General features: G+C 58.7%; 18 protein-coding genes and 1 pseudogene. 14 read left to right on the top strand and 5 right to left on the bottom strand.

Annotated features, from left to right (window positions below; all coding sequences use genetic code 11):
• Window positions 1–18: 18 nt before the first annotated feature.
• Window positions 19–741 carry a FadR/GntR family transcriptional regulator gene (locus tag PVZ80_RS21350; RefSeq protein ID WP_009050459.1) on the top strand — a complete coding sequence of 241 codons (723 nt, stop codon included), beginning with the start codon at window positions 19–21 and terminating at the stop codon, window positions 739–741.
• Window positions 742–755: 14 nt separating this feature from the next.
• Here the strand turns inward: PVZ80_RS21350 and PVZ80_RS34065 are convergent.
• The 5 genes and pseudogenes from PVZ80_RS34065 to PVZ80_RS21325 all read right to left on the bottom strand — a co-directional run.
• A pseudogene (locus PVZ80_RS34065) lies at window positions 756–915 on the bottom strand (DNA polymerase V subunit UmuC); the annotation flags it as partial.
• A gap of 80 nt (window positions 916–995) precedes the next feature.
• Window positions 996–1,919, bottom strand: a complete 924-nt coding sequence (locus PVZ80_RS21340; protein WP_028683229.1) for a hypothetical protein — start codon at window positions 1,917–1,919, stop codon at window positions 996–998.
• Complete coding sequence (locus PVZ80_RS21335; protein ID WP_028683230.1) at window positions 1,916–2,884, bottom strand: hypothetical protein; 969 nt, start codon at window positions 2,882–2,884, stop codon at window positions 1,916–1,918. The genes PVZ80_RS21340 and PVZ80_RS21335 overlap by 4 nt, the downstream gene beginning before the upstream one ends.
• Before the next feature lie 4 nt (window positions 2,885–2,888).
• Window positions 2,889–4,571 carry a hypothetical protein gene (locus PVZ80_RS21330; RefSeq protein WP_016703391.1) on the bottom strand — a complete coding sequence of 561 codons (1,683 nt, stop codon included), beginning with the start codon at window positions 4,569–4,571 and terminating at the stop codon, window positions 2,889–2,891.
• A gap of 95 nt (window positions 4,572–4,666) precedes the next feature.
• Complete coding sequence (locus PVZ80_RS21325; RefSeq protein ID WP_009050463.1) at window positions 4,667–6,967, bottom strand: hypothetical protein; 2,301 nt, start codon at window positions 6,965–6,967, stop codon at window positions 4,667–4,669.
• A 693-nt stretch (window positions 6,968–7,660) separates the two neighbouring features.
• On the opposite strand from PVZ80_RS21325, the gene PVZ80_RS21320 reads away from it, so the two are divergent.
• The 13 genes from PVZ80_RS21320 (at window position 7,661) to PVZ80_RS21260 (ending at window position 18,554) form a co-directional block, all read left to right on the top strand.
• On the top strand, window positions 7,661–8,521 hold the full coding sequence (locus tag PVZ80_RS21320) for a ParA family protein (RefSeq protein WP_124374035.1): 861 nt from the start codon (window positions 7,661–7,663) through the stop codon (window positions 8,519–8,521).
• A 195-nt stretch (window positions 8,522–8,716) separates the two neighbouring features.
• Window positions 8,717–9,415, top strand: a complete 699-nt coding sequence (locus tag PVZ80_RS21315) for a DUF2786 domain-containing protein (protein ID WP_273864542.1) — start codon at window positions 8,717–8,719, stop codon at window positions 9,413–9,415.
• Window positions 9,412–10,140, top strand: a complete 729-nt coding sequence (locus tag PVZ80_RS21310) for an HNH endonuclease signature motif containing protein (RefSeq protein ID WP_273864514.1) — start codon at window positions 9,412–9,414, stop codon at window positions 10,138–10,140. The genes PVZ80_RS21315 and PVZ80_RS21310 overlap by 4 nt, the downstream gene beginning before the upstream one ends.
• Window positions 10,124–10,342, top strand: coding sequence for a hypothetical protein (locus tag PVZ80_RS21305; protein ID WP_038634497.1), 219 nt, complete (start codon window positions 10,124–10,126; stop codon window positions 10,340–10,342). The genes PVZ80_RS21310 and PVZ80_RS21305 overlap by 17 nt, the downstream gene beginning before the upstream one ends.
• Window positions 10,339–11,685: a replicative DNA helicase gene (dnaB, locus tag PVZ80_RS21300; RefSeq protein WP_124374039.1), complete on the top strand. Its 1,347-nt coding sequence runs from the start codon at window positions 10,339–10,341 to the stop codon at window positions 11,683–11,685. The genes PVZ80_RS21305 and dnaB overlap by 4 nt, the downstream gene beginning before the upstream one ends.
• Window positions 11,686–11,859: 174 nt before the next feature.
• A complete protein-coding gene (locus PVZ80_RS21295) occupies window positions 11,860–12,384 on the top strand; it encodes a hypothetical protein (protein WP_124374040.1) in 525 nt (174 codons plus the stop codon).
• Window positions 12,377–12,613, top strand: coding sequence for a type II toxin-antitoxin system HicA family toxin (locus tag PVZ80_RS21290; RefSeq protein WP_124303374.1), 237 nt, complete (start codon window positions 12,377–12,379; stop codon window positions 12,611–12,613). Before PVZ80_RS21295 ends, PVZ80_RS21290 begins: the two co-directional genes overlap by 8 nt.
• Entirely contained in the window at window positions 12,613–13,614 is a 1,002-nt protein-coding gene (gene yejK / locus PVZ80_RS21285; protein WP_124374041.1) for a nucleoid-associated protein YejK, read from the top strand. Before PVZ80_RS21290 ends, yejK begins: the two co-directional genes overlap by 1 nt.
• A 43-nt stretch (window positions 13,615–13,657) precedes the next feature.
• The gene (locus tag PVZ80_RS21280; protein ID WP_124374042.1) at window positions 13,658–13,903 is read left to right on the top strand and encodes an Arc family DNA-binding protein; all 246 of its coding nucleotides are present in this window, start codon (window positions 13,658–13,660) and stop codon (window positions 13,901–13,903) included.
• Window positions 13,900–15,627, top strand: a complete 1,728-nt coding sequence (locus PVZ80_RS21275; protein ID WP_124374043.1) for a ParB family protein — start codon at window positions 13,900–13,902, stop codon at window positions 15,625–15,627. The genes PVZ80_RS21280 and PVZ80_RS21275 overlap by 4 nt, the downstream gene beginning before the upstream one ends.
• Window positions 15,628–15,655: 28 nt before the next feature.
• Window positions 15,656–16,360, top strand: a complete 705-nt coding sequence (locus PVZ80_RS21270; RefSeq protein WP_124325284.1) for a DUF2857 domain-containing protein — start codon at window positions 15,656–15,658, stop codon at window positions 16,358–16,360.
• Window positions 16,357–17,706, top strand: a complete 1,350-nt coding sequence (locus PVZ80_RS21265) for an STY4528 family pathogenicity island replication protein (RefSeq protein WP_124374044.1) — start codon at window positions 16,357–16,359, stop codon at window positions 17,704–17,706. Before PVZ80_RS21270 ends, PVZ80_RS21265 begins: the two co-directional genes overlap by 4 nt.
• 401 nt (window positions 17,707–18,107) lie before the next feature.
• The gene (locus PVZ80_RS21260) at window positions 18,108–18,554 is read left to right on the top strand and encodes a hypothetical protein (protein WP_124374045.1); all 447 of its coding nucleotides are present in this window, start codon (window positions 18,108–18,110) and stop codon (window positions 18,552–18,554) included.
• Window positions 18,555–18,811: the final 257 nt, after the last annotated feature.

The raw sequence follows: 18,811 nt of genomic DNA, 5'->3' as shown, positions 1-18,811 counted from the left end.
CAGAGCAGCCTCCCTGTTATGGATCACCAGCCTTCCAAACCCCGTAAGAGCATGCATGCCCGGATCGTTCAGGATCTGGGCATGCACATCGTCTCCGGACGCTTCAAGCCGGAAGATAGATTGCCCTTGGAGGCAACGCTGTGTGAGGAATACCAGGTCAGCCGCTCGGTGCTGCGCGAAGCCACCCGGGTGCTCAGTGCCAAGGGCCTGGTGTACTCCAAGCCACGGGTCGGCGCGGTGGTGCGGCCACGGGCGAAATGGCACTTGCTGGACCCGGACGTGCTGTCCTGGTTGATGCAGTCGACGCCCCACAGCGAGTTCTTCAACACCCTGGCCGGCGTGCGCCGCATCCTCGAGCCGGAAATCGCCGCCATGGCCGCCACCACCGCGACCGACCCGGACATCGCGGTGATCGAGAAAGCCTACCAGTCCATGGAGACGGCCAAGACCCACGAGGAGCTCTTGCAGGCCGACCTGGATTTTCACCGGGCGATCGCCGACGCCACCCGCAACGACTTGCTCGCCTACATGTGCAACATGCTGTCGCTGCCGCTGCGCGAGTCCATCAGCATCACCAACCGCCGCCCCGACATCCAGCGTCTCAGCCTGCCCCGGCACAAGGCGATCCTGACCGCCATCAAGAATCGCGACGCCCTCGGCGCCCGGCACGCCTCGCTGGTGCAACTGGACGACACCCGCGTGGCCCTGGACACCGTGATGAATGTCCTGACCCCGCTGTAAGGCACGCCAGCAGACCGGTGACGCAGTGCCACTGGGTCGGCCCTGGCCAGGTCCATGGCGGTCTTGATGCCCACCGCCTCAAAAATGCGTTTTCATTCGGCGGCCCTCGGACACATCGATGTTGCGCAACCCCCAGTCGCGCTTATGCGTGTCGCAGATGCTCACTACGCCGCTAGAGCGCGTAGCTCGAGGAGAATGCGACGTGCCGTGCTGCCCGAGCTTGCTTTGATCTGGAATACGGCTCGCCCTCTTCACTAAGGGCTTGGCGTCGTGGCTGCGGGCAATGACGCAGCCGTCATGGCTGACGGGCGACGACAGAGTTGCCGCGCTTGCTGGAGCACAGGCGCACGCCAGACGATTCGCCCATCGTCCGAACTGCAGACCGGGGTATTGAGCGGCCAGCCGGCAGGATCGGCCGCGTACGACCAGCCAAGGTCCCGCAGCTTGTCCCGGCACGGCAGCAACTCGGTCACACCCAGGCGGATCGCGCGATCGATCGCATGACCGAGTTCGGCCGGATGCGGATAGTAAGGCGTCAGCAGGAACGCTCGCTGCGGCGATGTGCCCGCCCACGCGAGTCCGGCATCCACCATGTCGACGATCGCGGCCAGTGCGCAGGCATGCTCAGGCCCCGCACGCTTGAGCAATGCAGCAACGTTGATGTTCACGCATAGATCGACGATGTTCGGGTAGACCAATTCATCCAGCCAGGTCAGATAGACGCCTTCGCGATACCAGGGCCTTGCATCGGCTGCGACCCACCTCAGGCGAAACGCCTCGAGCACCCGGCGCGCGGCGAGCGTCAACTGCTGCGCCGGCCAGCGGCCGCCGTCGACCAGCGCAAGGGTGAAGAGTGCGGTGTCGTCGGCGTCCGGCAACAGCGCAATGGGCATCCACTCCGGCTGTCGATCGGGCGGATAGAACGAGAACGCGCCGCGCCGGTCCGGCCGCTCGCAGCACGCCAGGAAGTCGAGCGCGCGCATGCGTGCCGCGGCCAGCGCTGGTGTCGCGGGCCATGCCGAGAGCTCATGCAGGACCAGCGCGGTCACGAAACCGTTCTCGTCGGCGACCGGGCCTGTCGGCAGATCGACGATGGAGCCGAACGCACCGCTGGGCGATTGCGCGGCGAGCAGCGCATCCAGCGCGGCTGCGCTGGCGCCCGGGTGGACGCCGCTCATGTCGGCTCCAGTGGCGGCGCAACGCCAAAGGTGACGCCGAGTCCGGCGTCGCCGTACAGGGTGATGCCAAACATGGTGTGATGGGTTGTCGGGTCGTCGAGCGCGGCGAGCGGCTCCGTCAATTGCGCGTAGAAACGCAGATCCCATCCGTGGCGCCGGCCAAGCTCCAGGATCCGCGCACGGGTCCGTCCATCGCCGCCGAACAACGCGCGTGCGTGGGTGTAGAGCGTGAACGCGGTTGGCTCGCCACGCGCCGAGACCGAATAGCTGAAACCGTACAGATCGCCCGGGAGTTCGCGCCAGATCGGCAGGACGCAGCATTCGCCCAACAGCTCGACGAGTTCGCGGTAGCGCGACGCAAGATTCACCCGCGCCAGCAGCGCGACCAGGTCCGGCGCGATCATGCCTTCGATTCGCGAGTAGAACTCCGTGCGCTGCGAGTCGGGGTCCACGCCGATCAGCTCGATGTGCTGCTGCTTGTCCGGAAGCGACTTGGGCCTGCCGATCACCTCGGCGGCGAAGGCGTCGGCATCGGCCGCCGCATCCTTCGGCACCTCGAAGTAGAGCTTGGTGCGACACTGCCCCGCGCGATGCCGCCCACCGACATACGCGCCGAAGCGCAGCGGATGACCGGCCTGGAGCCGGCGAACCGCGTCGACGGTGGACGCAGGCACCGGCGCGGCGCCAAGCGCCGCCAGCTGCCCGAGCGCGGTATCGACCCTGCCGCGCGGATCGCTGCCGGGCAGCGCCGGGTCGAACGTATAGCGCAACGCATCGTCAGCGGTGGAGAACGCGATCTCGACCGGGAAGCCGCTCATGGTCAGCAGGCTGCCCGTGAAGCCGTCGGCCGCCCGGACCCGATCGTCGAGCAGGCGCAGGAGCTGCGCACGCGCCTGCTCCGCGTCGTTGCCGTGAAAGTGCCGGGCGATCTGCAGCGTGCGCTCGAGTGCCGGGTGCCAGGCCATCGCGCTATCCCTGCCCGGTGCCGCGCGGGGGCAGAACCAGCAGCATGCTCGTCTGATTGTTCGCGGACTCGATACGCGTCGTCCCGTCTGCCAGGTAATAAAGGGCAAGGTAATCGTAGATCGGCGTCACACCGTCGACGGATGTGCTACTTGCATACTCGTAGCCGCTTTCGCGGGTGAACGTGAAGTCTTGCCCGTCGCCTGGCGGGTTGGTGAACGTTACCGTCACCTTCACCTGCTCGTTCACGCTCCAGTCGATCCGCGATGGATCGAGCGTGACCGACGCGGGCAGCGTATGAGGCGTGATGTCCACGCTGACGGCGGCTGTCGGGATATCGAACGGCGTGAGCTCATCGTTGACCTGCAGCGTGCCCGCGAAGCTGGTCGCGGCTGAATCCGGATCGACCACCATGTACCGGTACGTGATGGACGGATGGACGCGGTCGAGCGTGACACCCGCCGGACCGAAGCCCTGGATCGCCCATGTCCATGACGGGATACCCAGGTTGCCCGATTCGCTCGTGCTGAGCGCAAGCTGCACCTGATCCCCCACGCCGAGCCTGTGCGCGGTCAACGTGACCGACTTCTCCTGCAACGGAGACTCGGCCTTGACGAACGCGAGGGCGGGCTGCGCGCCGGGCTGGATGACGGTGCCGGTCTCCTGACCGGCCTGGTCCGGCGTCTTGCCGGCGATCGTGTACTCGAGCCAGTAGGAGAACGAACCCGGCGTATAGTCGCTGCGCGCGACGAGGCGCACCGGCAGCGCGCTCCTCTCGCTATTCCCGCCGAACTCATAGCGGACGCTGACGCTCTGGATGAGGGCGGGCATCTGGCCGTCGAGGACGAAGTCGCGAATGCCGACCTCGTCGAGCGTGATCGATGTCGCGCCCAGCCCGTCGATCTCGCCCGAGTCGAACGGCTGGAGTCCCGCCTCCGGCTTGAACGTGACGACGTAGCGATAGTGGTAGTCGAGCCACCACGCGACCGGGGAAATCGCCGTCTGGAAGATGCCGGTCGACCATGGCTGTGTGCGGCCCGGATTGAAGACGTTGTGACCAGGCGCCCCGCCCGGGTTGGCGACGGTCAGCGCGATCGATTCGATCGGCAGCGTTTCGAAGTAGTCCGCGACCGGCGAGAAAGTGACCGGTGTGACGGGCGGCAGCGCCGGTAGCACAAGCAGCGGCGTCGAACCGGCGCCCGACTGCACCCAGGTCGAGTCGTCGTTCAGCGTGTAGGTCGCCGTCCATGGGTAACCTGCGGGCGGCAGCGACAGCCAGCGGGCGGTGGCGCTGGCGGTGGTGAAGGTCAGCGAATGACCGGCGAGCTCCACGTCGATGCGCGCGACCCGGGTCCAGTCGATCAGCAGCGGTGTGACGGTGACAGCGGTGGTGGCGGGAATGCCGGCGCCGACCTGGATCGTCGTACCGTCGGCCACCGTGAGCGGAATCGGCGTGGCTTCGCCGGTGGGGCCGAATTGCTGGCCCTCATACAGGACGCCGCCGGCGGTGGCGGGGCCAGGGTCGAACTGCCACGTGTCCTCCGGATGCGCGGCGGTGAGCGCGCACCAGTGGTTCGCGCAGTAATTGTGCTCCGTGTCGAGATAAACGAGATTCAGCACGATCAAGCTGAGCGGTGGGGTATCCCCGTCCAGCCCGTGACCGACGATGCGATAGAGGATGTTCGCCATGGTGGCTCCGAACCTATGAGTGCGTGCAGGAATGCGGGGGCAACAGCCCCCGCGACATTGCAGTCCGCCCGGCGCAAGCCGGGCGGTGGCGCACGTTATTTCACACTCGTGAGCGCTTCCTCTCTGGCCACGTTGACGCCCGTGATCAGACGAAGGTGAGCTGCCTCGATCGCGTGCGCATGCTCTTGCGGAACGAGGTAGGGCCGTTCGTTGGCCAGCACCTGCCTCTCGCTCCATGTCCTTGGCAGCACGAGCAACGCCGATGTCATCTTCGTCTGCTGGATGACGACTGGCGCTGCGTCCTTCGGATAGTAGGCACCCGAGTAGTACCAGGTCAGGCTGGGCTCCTGCCCGTCGAGCATGAACGAGTAGTACTGACTGCCCGTTCCCTTGAGGAACTGGAACGGGTGCTGCTTGATCGGTTGCCCGGTCGCATTCAGCAGGTAGATGTCGATCTTGACCATGTCATACAGGTTCCACTGGATCAGCGACGGATCGATGGTCACCATGGTCGGAGTCTGCTTTGCGGTAACGTTGATCGGTTGCCGCTGCGGCACGTACCACGGCGTCGGGTAACCGATGATTTCGCCGTCGTCTACGTATTGCACCGTCACGTCGCAGTAGGCGTTCTTGTTGTTCGGCGCGAGGAATTTCCACGGGTCGATCGGATCGCCTTTCTGGTCGACCTGCCAGACATTGCCCTGCACCGAAATGCTGTTGTCCGGATCGACGTAGTACGCGGATACATAGACGTTTTCCATGCCCGGCGTCCATACCGGATACAGGGTGACCTGCTGCAGGGCCAGCGGGGATCCGATCTGCACAGAGTTCTGGTTGGTTGGCTGGCTGGGCGCGAGGGACACGCGCGAACCGTCGCCCATGACGTAGATCACCGAGTAGGTGTAGTTCGTCGTATAAGGGAGCGCGGTCAGGAACGATACGGGCCACTTTTCCTCGTTCGCATAGAACACATAGTTCAGCGTCTTGGCCTCTGCCGCCTGGCCGGGTGCCACGTTGGTATTGACGAATACGAAGTCGACTTGCACTTGCCGCACCGATTGCGCAGAGGTCCCAAACTGGATGCCCGACGTCTGGAACGTAACGGCCAGCGCTGCGAGCGAACCGGCAGTGAATGTCACGCTCGCGCCTCCCACGGCGGCGGCGTCGCCCTGGATCGTCGGCGACTCATACGACGTTTTGTCCGTGTAGGTAACGATGTATTTGTACGAATAGCGCAGGTTGGGCGAGCCATCCGGATTGCTGACCGCGGGGCGCTTGAAGGGCCAACTGGTGTTGTCCTTGGTCAGGGTCGCGGAGTCGTTGCCCGACGGCGATTGCACCAGAACCTGCACCGAGGCGACCCCGGCGCTGATCAGGTCGACGTTGGTCAGCTGGAACACGACCGAGAGCGGGGTGTAGTCGACCACCTTGTAGACCCGATCCCACACATCCGCCGGGAAGGCAGGCAGCAGGCTCGACGACTGCGCAATCCAATCGACCACCGTGTTCTGCGAGTAGGTGTACGAGAACGAACTCACCTGGCTCATGCTGAAGGAGTAGTCGTTTCCTGATGGATTGTTCGTCTGCATCATCGCGATGGTCGCGTTGACGGACTGGGTGACGGCATTCTGCAGGGTTTGCTGAGCCCAGTTGGTGATCGCCTGCCCCTGCGCCGACATCGGGTCGATCTTGCCCCAGATATAATCGATCGTGCCGGACTGCGACTGGCTCAGGTACTGATTGATTTCGACGGTGCGGCTGGTTTCCGAACCCCAGACGTTTTTGTCGACCTGGATGGTCTGCTCGTACTGATAGGCGACGCTCGAGTCGAATCCAATCGTGACCGTCACGCCCGGTAACGATCCCGGCACGTGCATCTGGTACTGGACATCGTACGTGCCACCACCACCCGGGCTGCTGAACGCGGTGATGAACGCCGCGACCGCGGCCTGGTCCGGCAGGGAGATCAAGAACGACGCACGGGCGCTCGCCTGCCCGATATCACCGGTGGTCGGCGCCAGAGAAGGCCAGGCCACCGCCGAATAGCTGTGTATCTGCCCGTCTTTGTCGGGATACTGGTAGTTGAACCAAGTGGTACCGAGAGTCCAGTCCCAGCCGCCGATCCGGACGTCGCTGCCGAACTTCTGCTGCACGGCCTCGATGGCCCCCGGCGGAGTTTGCAGTACAGTCTGGAAATTGCACTGTCCGGAAACGCCCGCGCCATTCGTGAACTGCTGCAGCGAGAATTCCGGCAGACCGCTCGTGGCGATCGCGAATTGCGGCTGCGGAACGATGTAATACTTTTTCGCGTCCTGATTGTCCTTGTAAATCTGGATCGTGTATGACCTTCCGCCGAAATCGTACTTCAAGGTATCCGAGGTTCCGATATCCAACATAACTCTGTCTCCCGTAACGTCCTGTGACATGAAGTGAGCGTCGTGCCGGAACGCTCGACCTTGTCACCCGCGTGCCGGCGAGCGTTGTTTGAGTCATTGATAAGGACGAGTGAGCGGCCGGATCATCATTCGGGCATTCTTGAGCACCGGCAACTACCAGAGTTGGTAGGTGCATGTGGCATGTATTCTGCTTTTTCGTATCGAACCGGATGCTGTCCGATCGCGGCCTTTGAGTGGCCGAATGGCATCGGGTCTGGTGCAGGCACGCATCGTCGCAACGCGTTCGTGCATGTGAGACGACATGGATGGGTAGTGGCCTGTGCTCCCTTCATGAGGGGGAGAATGCTGAAGCCACAAGATCTTGAAGGGCCATGGGCGGTATGGGCCGACAGAAGCGCGGTAGAACCATCACAAGTACGTAGACCTTAGAGGCCCCTGTTGTACCTTGAACACCTTCCAGCCCCGCCCCCTCTTTTCTGCAGGCAAAAAAAAACCCGAAAATCCTCACTTTCGTGGGCCTTTCGGATTTTAAATACTGCTAGAAAATGGTGGGTCGTGTGGGATTCGAACCTACGACCAATTGGTTAAAAGACAATTGGATCCAGGATCACTGGAGCTCCTGTAAAATAAGGCCTGTGACAGTACAAGCATGACTTCGCAGTCTCTAATGACCCCACATTAGAGGCTTCAAAAATGAAAATCACATCGGTCGTTTCGACCAAAGGCGGCGTAGGCAAGACCACTATCGAGGCTAATCTTGGTGCTTTTTGCGCTGACTCCGGCCTTCGTACCCTCCTCATAGACCTGGACCCGGTCCAACCCTCCCTTTCGTCGTATTACCAATTGGATGAGGAAGCCCAAGGCGGTATTTACGACCTTCTTGCTCACAATGTGACCGATCCGACTCGGATCGTTTCAAGCACCTCAATCCCGAATCTCAGCCTGATTCTGTCGAACGACGCAAACAACCAACTCATAAATTTGCTGCTACAGGCACCTGACGGACGGTTGCGGCTCGCAAACCTGATGCCCGCCTTCGAAGATCTTTTCGACCTAGTGTTGATCGACACCCAAGGCGCCCGATCGGCATTGCTGGAAATGGTCATCTTGGCCTCAGATCTCGCAATCTCTCCGCTTCCGCCAGAGATGCTCGCTGCACGCGAGTTCAACCGCGGCACCTTGCAGATGCTGGATGGGTTGAGAAGTTATGGGCGCCTAGGCCTGACGATCCCGAAAATCAAGATCGTGGTGAACACTCTCGACCGTACCAATGACTCCCGAATGATTGAGCAGTCTGTCCGTGAAATCTTCCAGGACAGTCCTGAAATAACGGTCTTGGACACCACCATCCCCGAGGCTGTGATTTTTCGTAATTCCTCGACCCGTGGCATACCTGCGCATCGGCTGCAGTACAAAAAACCTGCGGATCAGGTTGCTCCGTCTGCGCTGACGGTCATTCGCAACTTGGCAATCGAGGTCTTCCCCGAATGGCGTGAGCGCTTCGAAGCCATGACCGAGGAGCGGGTAGCCCAGCTGGTGAAGGAGGGCCGTTGATATGGCCAAGCCCTCCATCACAGAAGCCCGGGGCATTACGCCCATGGAGCCCCTCTGGAAATGCCGTCGCTGCCGGTGGAAAGGTGTTCGCTCGGACCTGATAAATAAACCGCACCCAAAAGATCACAGCCGCTCCGACATGGTTTGTCCCAATTGCAGCTGCAAGTCCTTCACTCAGGAGGAGCAGCCAAAATGATGGACAAACAGAAAGTCCTCAGCAAAGTAACCAAGCTGATGGCCTTGGCCAAATCGAATGGCGCATCTGCCAACGAGGTTGAAACTGCCCTGCGTCATGCCCGAAACCTGATGAAGCGATACAACCTCGAGCACACTGAGGTTGAGGCACACAGCGTCGACGAGGTGAGTGTTGTTACCAATACACGCCGAGCACCTCAAAACTGGTTGCACTCGTTGGCAGCAACTTGCGCAAAAGCCTTCGACTGCAGCCACCTTGCCTATTTCAACCCGGTGAGTGGGTGGTCATTCAAATTCCTGGGCAAGGGAATATCGCCTGAGCTGGCGGCTTACACCTACTCAATGCTGCATCACCAGTTGGTCGCAGCCCGCCGTGAACATGTCGCACAGCAAAAGCGCTGCAAGCTGAAAACCAAACGCCACCGTGGTCAGTTGTTTGCCGAAGGTTGGCTGAATGCCGTCTCCTTCAAAGTCGCTCAATTCGCCGGTTGCATCGATGACGCGACTCAAGGGGAGATCAAGGCCTACTTGGAACTTCATCACCCCCAACTGACGACACAGACGATTGAGCCATTGGTGGCCAAAGGTCACGACACAGGTTCGATGATCGCCGGCTGGAGCCAGGGGGAGAAAGCCACCCTCCATCGTGGTGTTGGCAAAGAGCGCCACACCGCTTTGATTTTTGGAGGTGGCCAATGAGCGCAGAGTTCAAGCTGTCCCCGCTGGCACTGGCTGCTTTGACACACGCACGCTCCAAGCTCTTAACGGTCCAGCCTCCCCGCTCGCGCCGGTACTGGACTGCAGAGGAAGAAGAAGTGCTCAAGGCTCGCTACTCGAATGAGAGAAATGAAGCCATCGCTGCCGACCTCGGTCGATCGGTTCAACAGATTTATGGCAAAGCAAGCCGGCTGGGCCTGAAAAAAAGCGAGGAGTTACTCCGGCTGATTCTGGCTGACTGCGGCCGCCAGGTAAGTTCTCTTCATCTTGGCAAACCTTTCAAACCCGGCCAAAAACCTTGGAACACGGGGCTTAAAGGTATCGCCGTCAACGGTCGAGCTAAAGAAACTCAGTTCAAACCAGGGCATAAGCCAAACAACTGGCAACCTATCGGGAGCACACGTACTGCCGACGGTTATCTGCAGCGCAAGGTAACAGACACCGGTTACCCACCTGCGGATTGGATTCCCATTCATGTACTCCTCTGGGAGGAGCACAACGGCCCAGTCCCAGCCGGCCAATGCGTGTGCTTCATCGACGGTAACAAATCCCGAATCGTGCTGGAAAACCTGGAACTGATTACCCGTGCGGAGCGTATGCGTCGCAATACCATCCATCGATACCCGGAAGAACTGAAATCGGCGATTCGTGCCGTGGGCAGGCTTAAGCGCGTAATTCGGGAGGTCGAGCATGAAAAACAAGATTGAAGATCTGCGCAACCACTTGTTCGTCACCATCGAGGGCTTGCTGGATGAGGACAAACCAATGGAGCTCGATCGTGCGAAGGCTGTGGCAGAAGTTGCTCAAGTGATGATCAATTCGGCCAAGGTTGAGGTGGACATGGTCAAAGCTCTGGGCGCAGCGAACGGCAGTGGGTTCCTGCAGATTGGCCAGGAGGGCGAGAAATGAGCCTTCTCGATCTCTCCCCTCCCTACTCCGTCGAAGCCGAGCAAGGCGTTCTAGGTGGGCTGCTGCTCGATAACAACACCTGGGACTTGATTGCTGACCAACTGGTGGAAGAGGACTTCTTCAAGCATGAGCATCGCGTACTTTTTCGTGCCATAGCCATTCTCGCCGGGAAAGCCACCCCCTTTGACGTGGTCACAGTCCACGATGCCTTGCCAGAGCCTGCTGCCGCTGGTGGTTTGGCGTACCTGGGCGAGCTGGCCAAAAACATCCCCTCCGTGGCCAACATCGAACATTACGCCGAAATTGTTCGAAATCGCTCGCACCTGAGAAGACTCATGTCGCTGGGTTTTCAGTGCTCACGAGAGGCAGCAGACCAGCAGGCGAGTGCAGACGAGGTCCAGGAGTCCATTGAGCAGCAGCTGTTTGCCCTTGGCCAGGACAAATCCCCCACAGAATCCATCAACCTCAACCAGCGTCTACTGAAAATTGTTGGTCAGATCGATGATCGCTTTAACGGGAACGTGACCTTGACCGGCCTTCCCTCCGGCTTGGATGACCTGGACGAGAAAACGACAGGCTGGCAGCCCGCCGATCTGATCATCCTGGCCGCACGCCCTTCGATGGGAAAGACCTCTTTGGCTCTCAACTTTGTTGATTCTGCGCTGCAGAAGGAGCCCAAGAAGTCAGTTCAGGTCTACAGCCTGGAAATGCCTGGCGATGCACTGATCTACCGGCTTCTCGCAATTCTGGGTCACCTCGATCTGCGCAACCTGCTGACAGGTGCACTAGGGGATGAGGACTGGCCAAAACTGTCTGCTGCCGTAAGCCGTATGAACAACTACGGCGACCGTTTGGTCATCGACGACGAAGCGGGCCTTACGCCTGCAGCACTTCGGGCTAAGGCACGGCGCTACGCCCGAAAGTACGGCAAGCCTTCACTGGTCATGATCGATTATCTGCAGCTCATGAACTGCCCAGGGCAGGAGAACCGAGCCAACGAAATCAGCGCTATTTCTCGTGCATTGAAAGCACTCGCTAAAGAGATGGATTGCCCTGTTATCGCGCTATCTCAACTCAACCGAGCTCTTGAGACTCGCCAAAACAAGCGGCCGGTAAATGCGGATCTACGTGATAGCGGCGCGATTGAACAAGATGCGGACGTGATCATGTTCGTCTACCGCGACGAGGTCTATCACCCACAAACCGAGTTCAAGGGTATCGCTGAACTGATTATCGGGAAGCAACGCCAAGGACCGACTGGCACGGTTAGAACGGCTTTTATCCCGAGCCAAACACGCTTTGCGAACCTCAGTGCCAGTACCTGGCAAGGAGTCTCCGAATGAAGACCATTTTGCCAAATCAAATCACACACTGGTGCTCGAGCTGTAACTCTCATTTTCAGCTAAGCCAAGTCCGTCACTGCATACCGGTACCGACCTCCCCCGATGGGGAGGAGGAGATTCTGCGTTGCCCATCTTGCGGAAGCTACAGCATCGAGGAACTGCAGGAGGTGACGCATGCAAAGTAACGCCGCCCTCTTTCCATCGATACAGGCCAACGCTCCATTTGATGCCTCGACCGTCGCGTATGCCTTCAATCAAGGCATCAATTCCGTCGAGTTGGATGCCTTCGCACAGGCAATCAGCAGACTCGGCCGCGACCACAGCACTGTAGTCGCGGCCAGCATGAAAGCAGATCTGCAGGAGTTCGAGGATCTCGGTTACATCACCCTCAACCCCACCTCGTCTGGAACCCTTTCAGTAGATCTCATCTGTGCCGGAGCCCTGCTCTCGAACTACTTCTGGGCAGTTTGGGTTCCTCGGCACTTGAACAACTGCTCGCTCAAGGTCTCGGTAATGGCCCACCTGGAGCCTCGTGCAGAGGTTCAGCACTGCACCGTGGTATTTCGCATCCCAGGGCCGAGGGAGACCACGGGAGCTTTCCTGACTGAGTTAGGTACGAAGTTCCCTGGTCATGAGCCCGAAATCATCGCTATCCAGGTAGGAAACCGTCTGGAGCAGGAGGGGATGACCGATGAATAGCCCAGTCCGCACTTCTCGGAACGGTCTACGCAAATTGATGGAGTTTGCAGTCGCGAGTGGCTGGAGCGTATCTCGCAGCGCTGGTGGGCACATCAAGTTCACCAAGCCCGGCTTCGCATCGATCTTCACCTCTAGCACAGCAAGCGATCACCGCTCTGGCCTCAATGCCAAAGCACAACTGCGTCGGGCTGATCGCCTCCACAACCAATCTACTCAGGAGGCACGCTGATGCCTATTCGTCACTGCATCGTTCATTTGATCGACAAAAAACCCGACGGCACCCCCGCAGTTCTGCACGCTCGCGATTCCGAACTGGCTGAATCCGCAGCCATCGAGAACATGCTCGCCGATCTCAACGAAAGCTATAACGCCAAACAGGGCAAGGCCTGGGGGCTGTTCCACTCAACGTCAGGCGCGTTCCCCTTCAGCGGCTGGCTGAAGGAATACCTCAATGGCGTCCAGGACTTCACCGCCTTCAGCCGCGTCGCGGTCGAGCACCTGCAAAAGCTGATGGAAGAATCCAACCTGTCGGTCGGTGGTCACGTGCTGTTCGCCCACTACCAGCAGGGCATGACCGACTACCTGGCCATCGCCCTGCTGCACCACTGCGAAGGCGTAGCGGTGACCGACGAGCTGGACGTGACCCCGTCCCGCCACCTGGACCTGGGCCAACTGCACCTGGCTGCGCGGATCAATATCTCGGAGTGGCAGAACAACGAGCAGTCGAGACAGTACATCTCGTTCATCAAGGGCAAGAACGGCAAGAAGGTCTCGGAGTACTTCCGCGACTTCATCGGATGCCAGGAAGGCGTCGACGGTCCGGGCGAGACCCGCACCCTGCTCAGGGCGTTCAACGACTTCGTCGAAAGCGAAGACCTGCCAGAAGAGTCCGCTCGGGAAAAGACTAAGACCCTGGTGGACTACGCCAGCAGCCAGACCAAGCTCGGCGAACCCGTGGGCCTGGAAGAACTCTCGCAGCTGATCGACGAGGACCGCCCCAAGGCCTTCTACGATCACATCCGCAACAAGGACTATGGCCTGTCGCCGGAGATCCCGGCGGACAAGCGCACCCTCAACCAATTCCGCCGGTTCACCGGCCGGGCCGAAGGCCTGTCCATCAGCTTCGAGGCACACCTGCTCGGTTCGAGGATCGAGCACGACGAAGAGGCCGGCACCCTGATCATCAAGGGCCTGCCCACCCAACTGACTGACCAGTTGAAGCGTCGCTGAGCCGCTGAAAAGAACCTGCATAGATCAAGAATTGGAGAATGCCATGAGCAACCAACCACAACGTCAGTTCCAAGAGAAATTCGTCGTCCGTCTCCCGGACGGAATGAGAGATAAAATCGCACGTCAGGCGAGATCGAACGACCGGTCGATGAACTCCGAGATCGTCCATCGTCTGGAATACACCACGGAACTTGAAACAGCACTCGAGCGCGCAAACAAAATCATCGACAAGCTCCTTTCCGGTTCCTCTACCGGCACTGCGGTAATGCACGCTGGAGCAGAAGCATGAAACCTTCAATCGCTTCAATGAAGGAGCAACTGCTGAAACCAGCGTTTCAGCAGAATGCTCCTGCTGCTCAACGCATGAGTGATCCCATTGTGGATACACCATTGGTACTGACCCTGGATCAAACACTTCCCTGGGACTCAAACCCTCGTACCACCCGCAACCCGAAGTATGACGAAATCAAGGAGTCGATCCGTCAACGCGGTCTGGATACTCCCCCACCCGTCACCCGCCGGCCTGGTGAGGAAAAATATAGGATCAGGAATGGTGGCAACACTCGCCTTGCGATTCTCAATGAGTTGTACAGGGAAACAGGGGACGACAAATATTTCAGGTTTCACTCGTTGTTCAGGCCATGGGACGCCTTGCGGGGAGAGATCATCTCCCTGACCGGGCACCTGGCAGAAAACGACCTGCAGGGTCAACTTTTGTTCATCGAGCGAGCCATTGGGGTCGACCAAGCTCGAACTCTTTATGAGCAGGAGGCAGGCGAGAAAATCTCTCTACGTGAACTCTCCCGGCGGTTGAGCGCCGATGGGTACCCTGTATCCGCCTCTCACTTGAGTCGGATGCAGGACACAATTCGCTTCCTTTTGCCGGCAATACCTGGGGTGCTTTACTCCGGGCTCGGTGTCGATCGGATCGTCAAACTGCTGTCTCTTCGAAAGACTGCCTTGCAATGCTGGGAGGTAAACCTCAAGGACGTCGAGCGAAAGGATGACTACGATCTGATCTATCAGGACGTACTGGCCCAGTTTGAAGGCGATGCTGAAGACTTCCTGCTCCAGCGCTTCCAGGACGAGCTGATTCATCAACTCAAGGAACCTTTGGGACTGGGCTATGAGGCCATTCTCTTAGAAATCACTCAAGGCCACGATCAGCTACGTCGATCGACTCCTGTTCTTGAGATGCCGCAAAGCACAACAGGGATCGCCAGTACCGAACCAACACCACAAGGCCAAGGTGCTACAGAGAGTGGCAAGACTGCCCCAGGTGAGACGACTGGTGGCCAGCAGACGTCGCGAAACACTCCTGAGCGCACTCATCCCAACCCTCCGTCACTCCCAGCACTGAGCGATGAAGAGAAGCAAGCTCGCTTGAATGGGCACGTGGCAAGTCCTGTAACAACCAGTGCTCGTGTCCAACAGGTGAAACAGCGGCTTGCCGCAATGGACGGTGAAGAGCTGCCAGACTTTGCAGCAAACGCATTGAGGGCAATCCCAGTACAGGCAGGTGGTCTACATCCTATTTCCGACCTTTGGTACATAGAACGAGAGATCGACTCCCCGAGCCAGCTTCGGCTGCACATTGCACAGCTCGCACGCGAGGTGGCTACATCCGTGCAGGCGCCTGGCGAGATCTTCGAGGTGGAAGGTGGGGTCGGATTTAGCTATCGCCACCCAGAGGGTGACGTTGAAGTGTCTGCAACAGCTCAACACACCTTGACCCTGCTTCAGTCATTGAGTGGGTCGATTGCCATTGCATTGAACATGATTCAACTGCAATCCGACCTACCAGCAGATGCACTTGCCGAATTCGAGTTTGCAGCGGGACTCGGTCAACTACTCCTGGGACAGCCCACGACCAAAGACCTGCCACCAAACGACGAGGGACGGTTGAGTGATGGAGCTCTCGTAAAGCTATTCCGCATCATCCGGCTAGCAAGACGTTTGATCGATCTAGAAATCAGGTCCCTCAATGAAACAACGACGCAGGCTGAAAGCTGATGCGGAGTAATCGCAGGGAGGATCCGTAATGTCCAAGACCCCAATAAACGAGGCCATTCTTTCTCAAGTGCTGCATAACGTTCGCAACGGCCAGCTTAGACGCTGCATTGAGATGGGCTTGGAGCCTGAGATTCTGGCCCAGATCCAGCAGCCAGCGGCATTGAGCTTGCTGCTCAATACGCCTGTGTCCTGGTGCAGCGTAACGATCGATGGGGAGATGGTGAAAAAAATTCTCACCGGAGCTCAACGCTCCGATGAAGAAGTGCGCATGATCGAACGTGCTCTTCGCCTCGGCGGGACCACCAACATGTTGCAACAGTTCTTTGGCTTGTCACCACAAGACGTCGCCCTTCAACGGTTGATGATGGGCGTCACTGCGCGCCGAGGTCGCTGGCGGGAGTTCAGTGAAGAGACTGATGCAGCCCTCTGGTACCGCTGGTCCCATCTGATGAAGGAGCACCAGGTCGAGCTCGAGGACAGTATTGCGATGCTTGATATCGCCATGCTTGTCGCTGAAGAAATGAACTCACCACAAAACGGGGACACCGATGAGACGGCTGAGAACCTCAGCTTGGCCATCATCTGGAACCGTATTCAAACCTGGATTAAGGATGGGCTTTACCCACCTTCCCGTGAAAAGAACTGGAGCCCTCGGAAGCTCCAGTTGGTATCAACTCCGAATCAACGACCGTCTGTCGTGGCTTCATCAGTGGAAGGTGACTCCGAACTATGAAGTTGTCACGGTTTCCTTTGTCGACACTTTTAGACTCGGCCTCGGGTCACCTAGAGGCTCATTTGCTTCAGAAAAAGGAGTCAGCACCTACGGAGGTGACTGGCTCCTCTCCTTACTCCGGCATCATATTCAGCGGGAACCCTCACGAGACCGTACCTCGACGACTTCTTCTCGATGACAGACTGACTCCTCTTGAACGTAATGCGTGGCAAGTATTCCGCCTACTCATCAACGATGATGGGGTTACAGCCTTCCCTACCTACGATCAGCTACGCCCCTACCTCGGCATGCAGCCTGGCAAAGCTGCCTCCAGAGAAACCATCTCCAAAGCATTGGTCACGCTTCGCCTGACCAGATGGCTAAGCCTGGGAAGACGTGTGCGCAATGATCTGAGCGGCCAGGTTCAGGGGAACGTCTACCTACTCCACGATGAACCTGTTTCTCCTGCAGAAGCGATCGAGTTCGACAAGGACTACGTGCAGTTACTCAACCAATCGATGGAACACCAGAACAAAGCGATTCGTGAGGTGGCAGAGATCGCTTGGAGAGAGTTTGCTGCAGATCCTGATGTAGGTAATCGCCTGCCCAGACGACTCGATGTCATAGCTGAACGACTGAGCGAACAGGCGTGGGTCAAGGAGACTCAAGGCGAAGAAGCCACAAAAACTACTGAGTTCGGAATCCGAACTCAGCAGGATTCCACCCAGTCTCCACTAAGTTCGGATTCCGAACTCAGTGACAACTCAGGCATTCAACCCATTTTTCCGCTCAGTTCGGAGTCCGAACCAAGCCTAAAACCGCAGAGTTCCCGCTCAGTTCGGATTCCGAACTCATATAGTACGTATACAGATACACACAAAGATGTTTGTAAAAGCTCTGTACATGTACCGCCTGACCCGAATGTCGTCGCGACAGAGTTGCTCCAAGCCCTGCAGCGCCTACCGGCAGATCAGAAGCAGAGTGCGGTGGAGGCCATGCAGAAAGTTCCCACGGAGATGAAACCGGCCCTGATCCGGCAATGGGTGCATCGCTGCGAAGGCGGATCTCTAAGAAACCCTGTCGGATACCTGCTGACCCTTGTCAACAAAGCGGTGCGTGGGGAGTTCAACAGTAACTGGAGTCCGGAGGACCAAGCTGGGACAGAAGCAGCCTCGTCCGCACCACCCGCGTCGGCGGTGGATCAGACTCTGGCCAATCCACAATTCGTTTTATCGGCGGCTAAGACGCCAGCACCCAATGCGTCTCGTGGTGCAGACCGGCCCCCTGAAACGGTAGCGGCAGCTAAGCATGAGATCAGCGCAATGATCAGTCAGCTCCGGTTTGGGAGACCCAATACTCAACGGTAGAAACGGAAACATTTAAAGCGATTAACTTACCGGACCAGTGAAGTAGTACAGCTCGTCCCCATCCAAAGCCGGCGTCGTGTGGACTACACCTCTCTATCAGTACATCAGCGCCGGCTTTCGACAAGGTGTTGCGGCCCGCAACACCTCAGCAGGATCTGGATTCCTGCGTCGGCAACCTGCTGGTGACTCGGCCCGAATCACATTGCCGTTGACCAGTCAGTTGCATCCGACTTGACTAGCACACGTGGTAGCGACCGGCAGAGAACGCCCAGGAGTAGACCTACGGAATAATGTGCTGAACTCTGCACCACCCAGACTACGAATGCGAGAAAGCCTTGGAACCTAATTCAACGCCTGACCCGGGCGAAACAGCCGGACAACTGTGGGCACGTCGAGTAACGATGCAAGCTGAGGCTGCATCGTTACTCGGACAGATGCTCTTCGCGTTCTCGTCCATCGATGGGAATTTAGGGCTCTATTTGGCGTCCTTGGGCAACGGTGCAAAATTAGAAACCCCATCGAAATCAATCGAAGGGCAGAACATCCATAAGAAGCTCAAAACACTATCGACGCGAGTCGCAGAGAAGTTATCGGCCGGCTCCAAACGCCGTGCGGCCTATGAACGCTGGATTGAGCGTGTGCACGCTGCTCGGGCGCAGCGTAATCAGATGGTCCACGGTCGATGGGGCGTCGAGGCGCACCGTCACAAGATCGTCAATGTCATTGGACTTCCCACTGGTGCGCAGCAATGCTTTGAATACAGCCTTGCAGAGTTGGCCGCGTTCAACAAAGAGTTGTGCGCATTAGAGCAAGAGCTAACCAGGCTACGAACAAACTGGCCCCTCTAGGCGGCTCGCCTGAAAGAGGCGGAATCGCCAAGGTGTTGCGGCCCGCAACACCTGGACAGAACACAGACTCATCATCGGCAACCGGCAAGTGATGCAGGTCGCATCACTCGGTTAGGAGCTGAGCGCCGGTATCGAATCCCGGCAAAGTGTTGCGGCCCGCAACACCTAACCTGAGCAACGAGCTCAATGCCTATATAGGTATCGATCATCCGCTCTCGCGCTGTACTCCCATTTCATCTGCAACAAAATCCCTTCCA

Origin of the sequence: Pseudomonas sp. B3G-3 (assembly GCF_028640915.1) — a bacterium.
Lineage (GTDB): Bacteria > Pseudomonadota > Gammaproteobacteria > Pseudomonadales > Pseudomonadaceae > Aquipseudomonas > Aquipseudomonas chlororaphis_I.
This window is presented reverse-complemented; position numbering and strand designations above follow the sequence as displayed.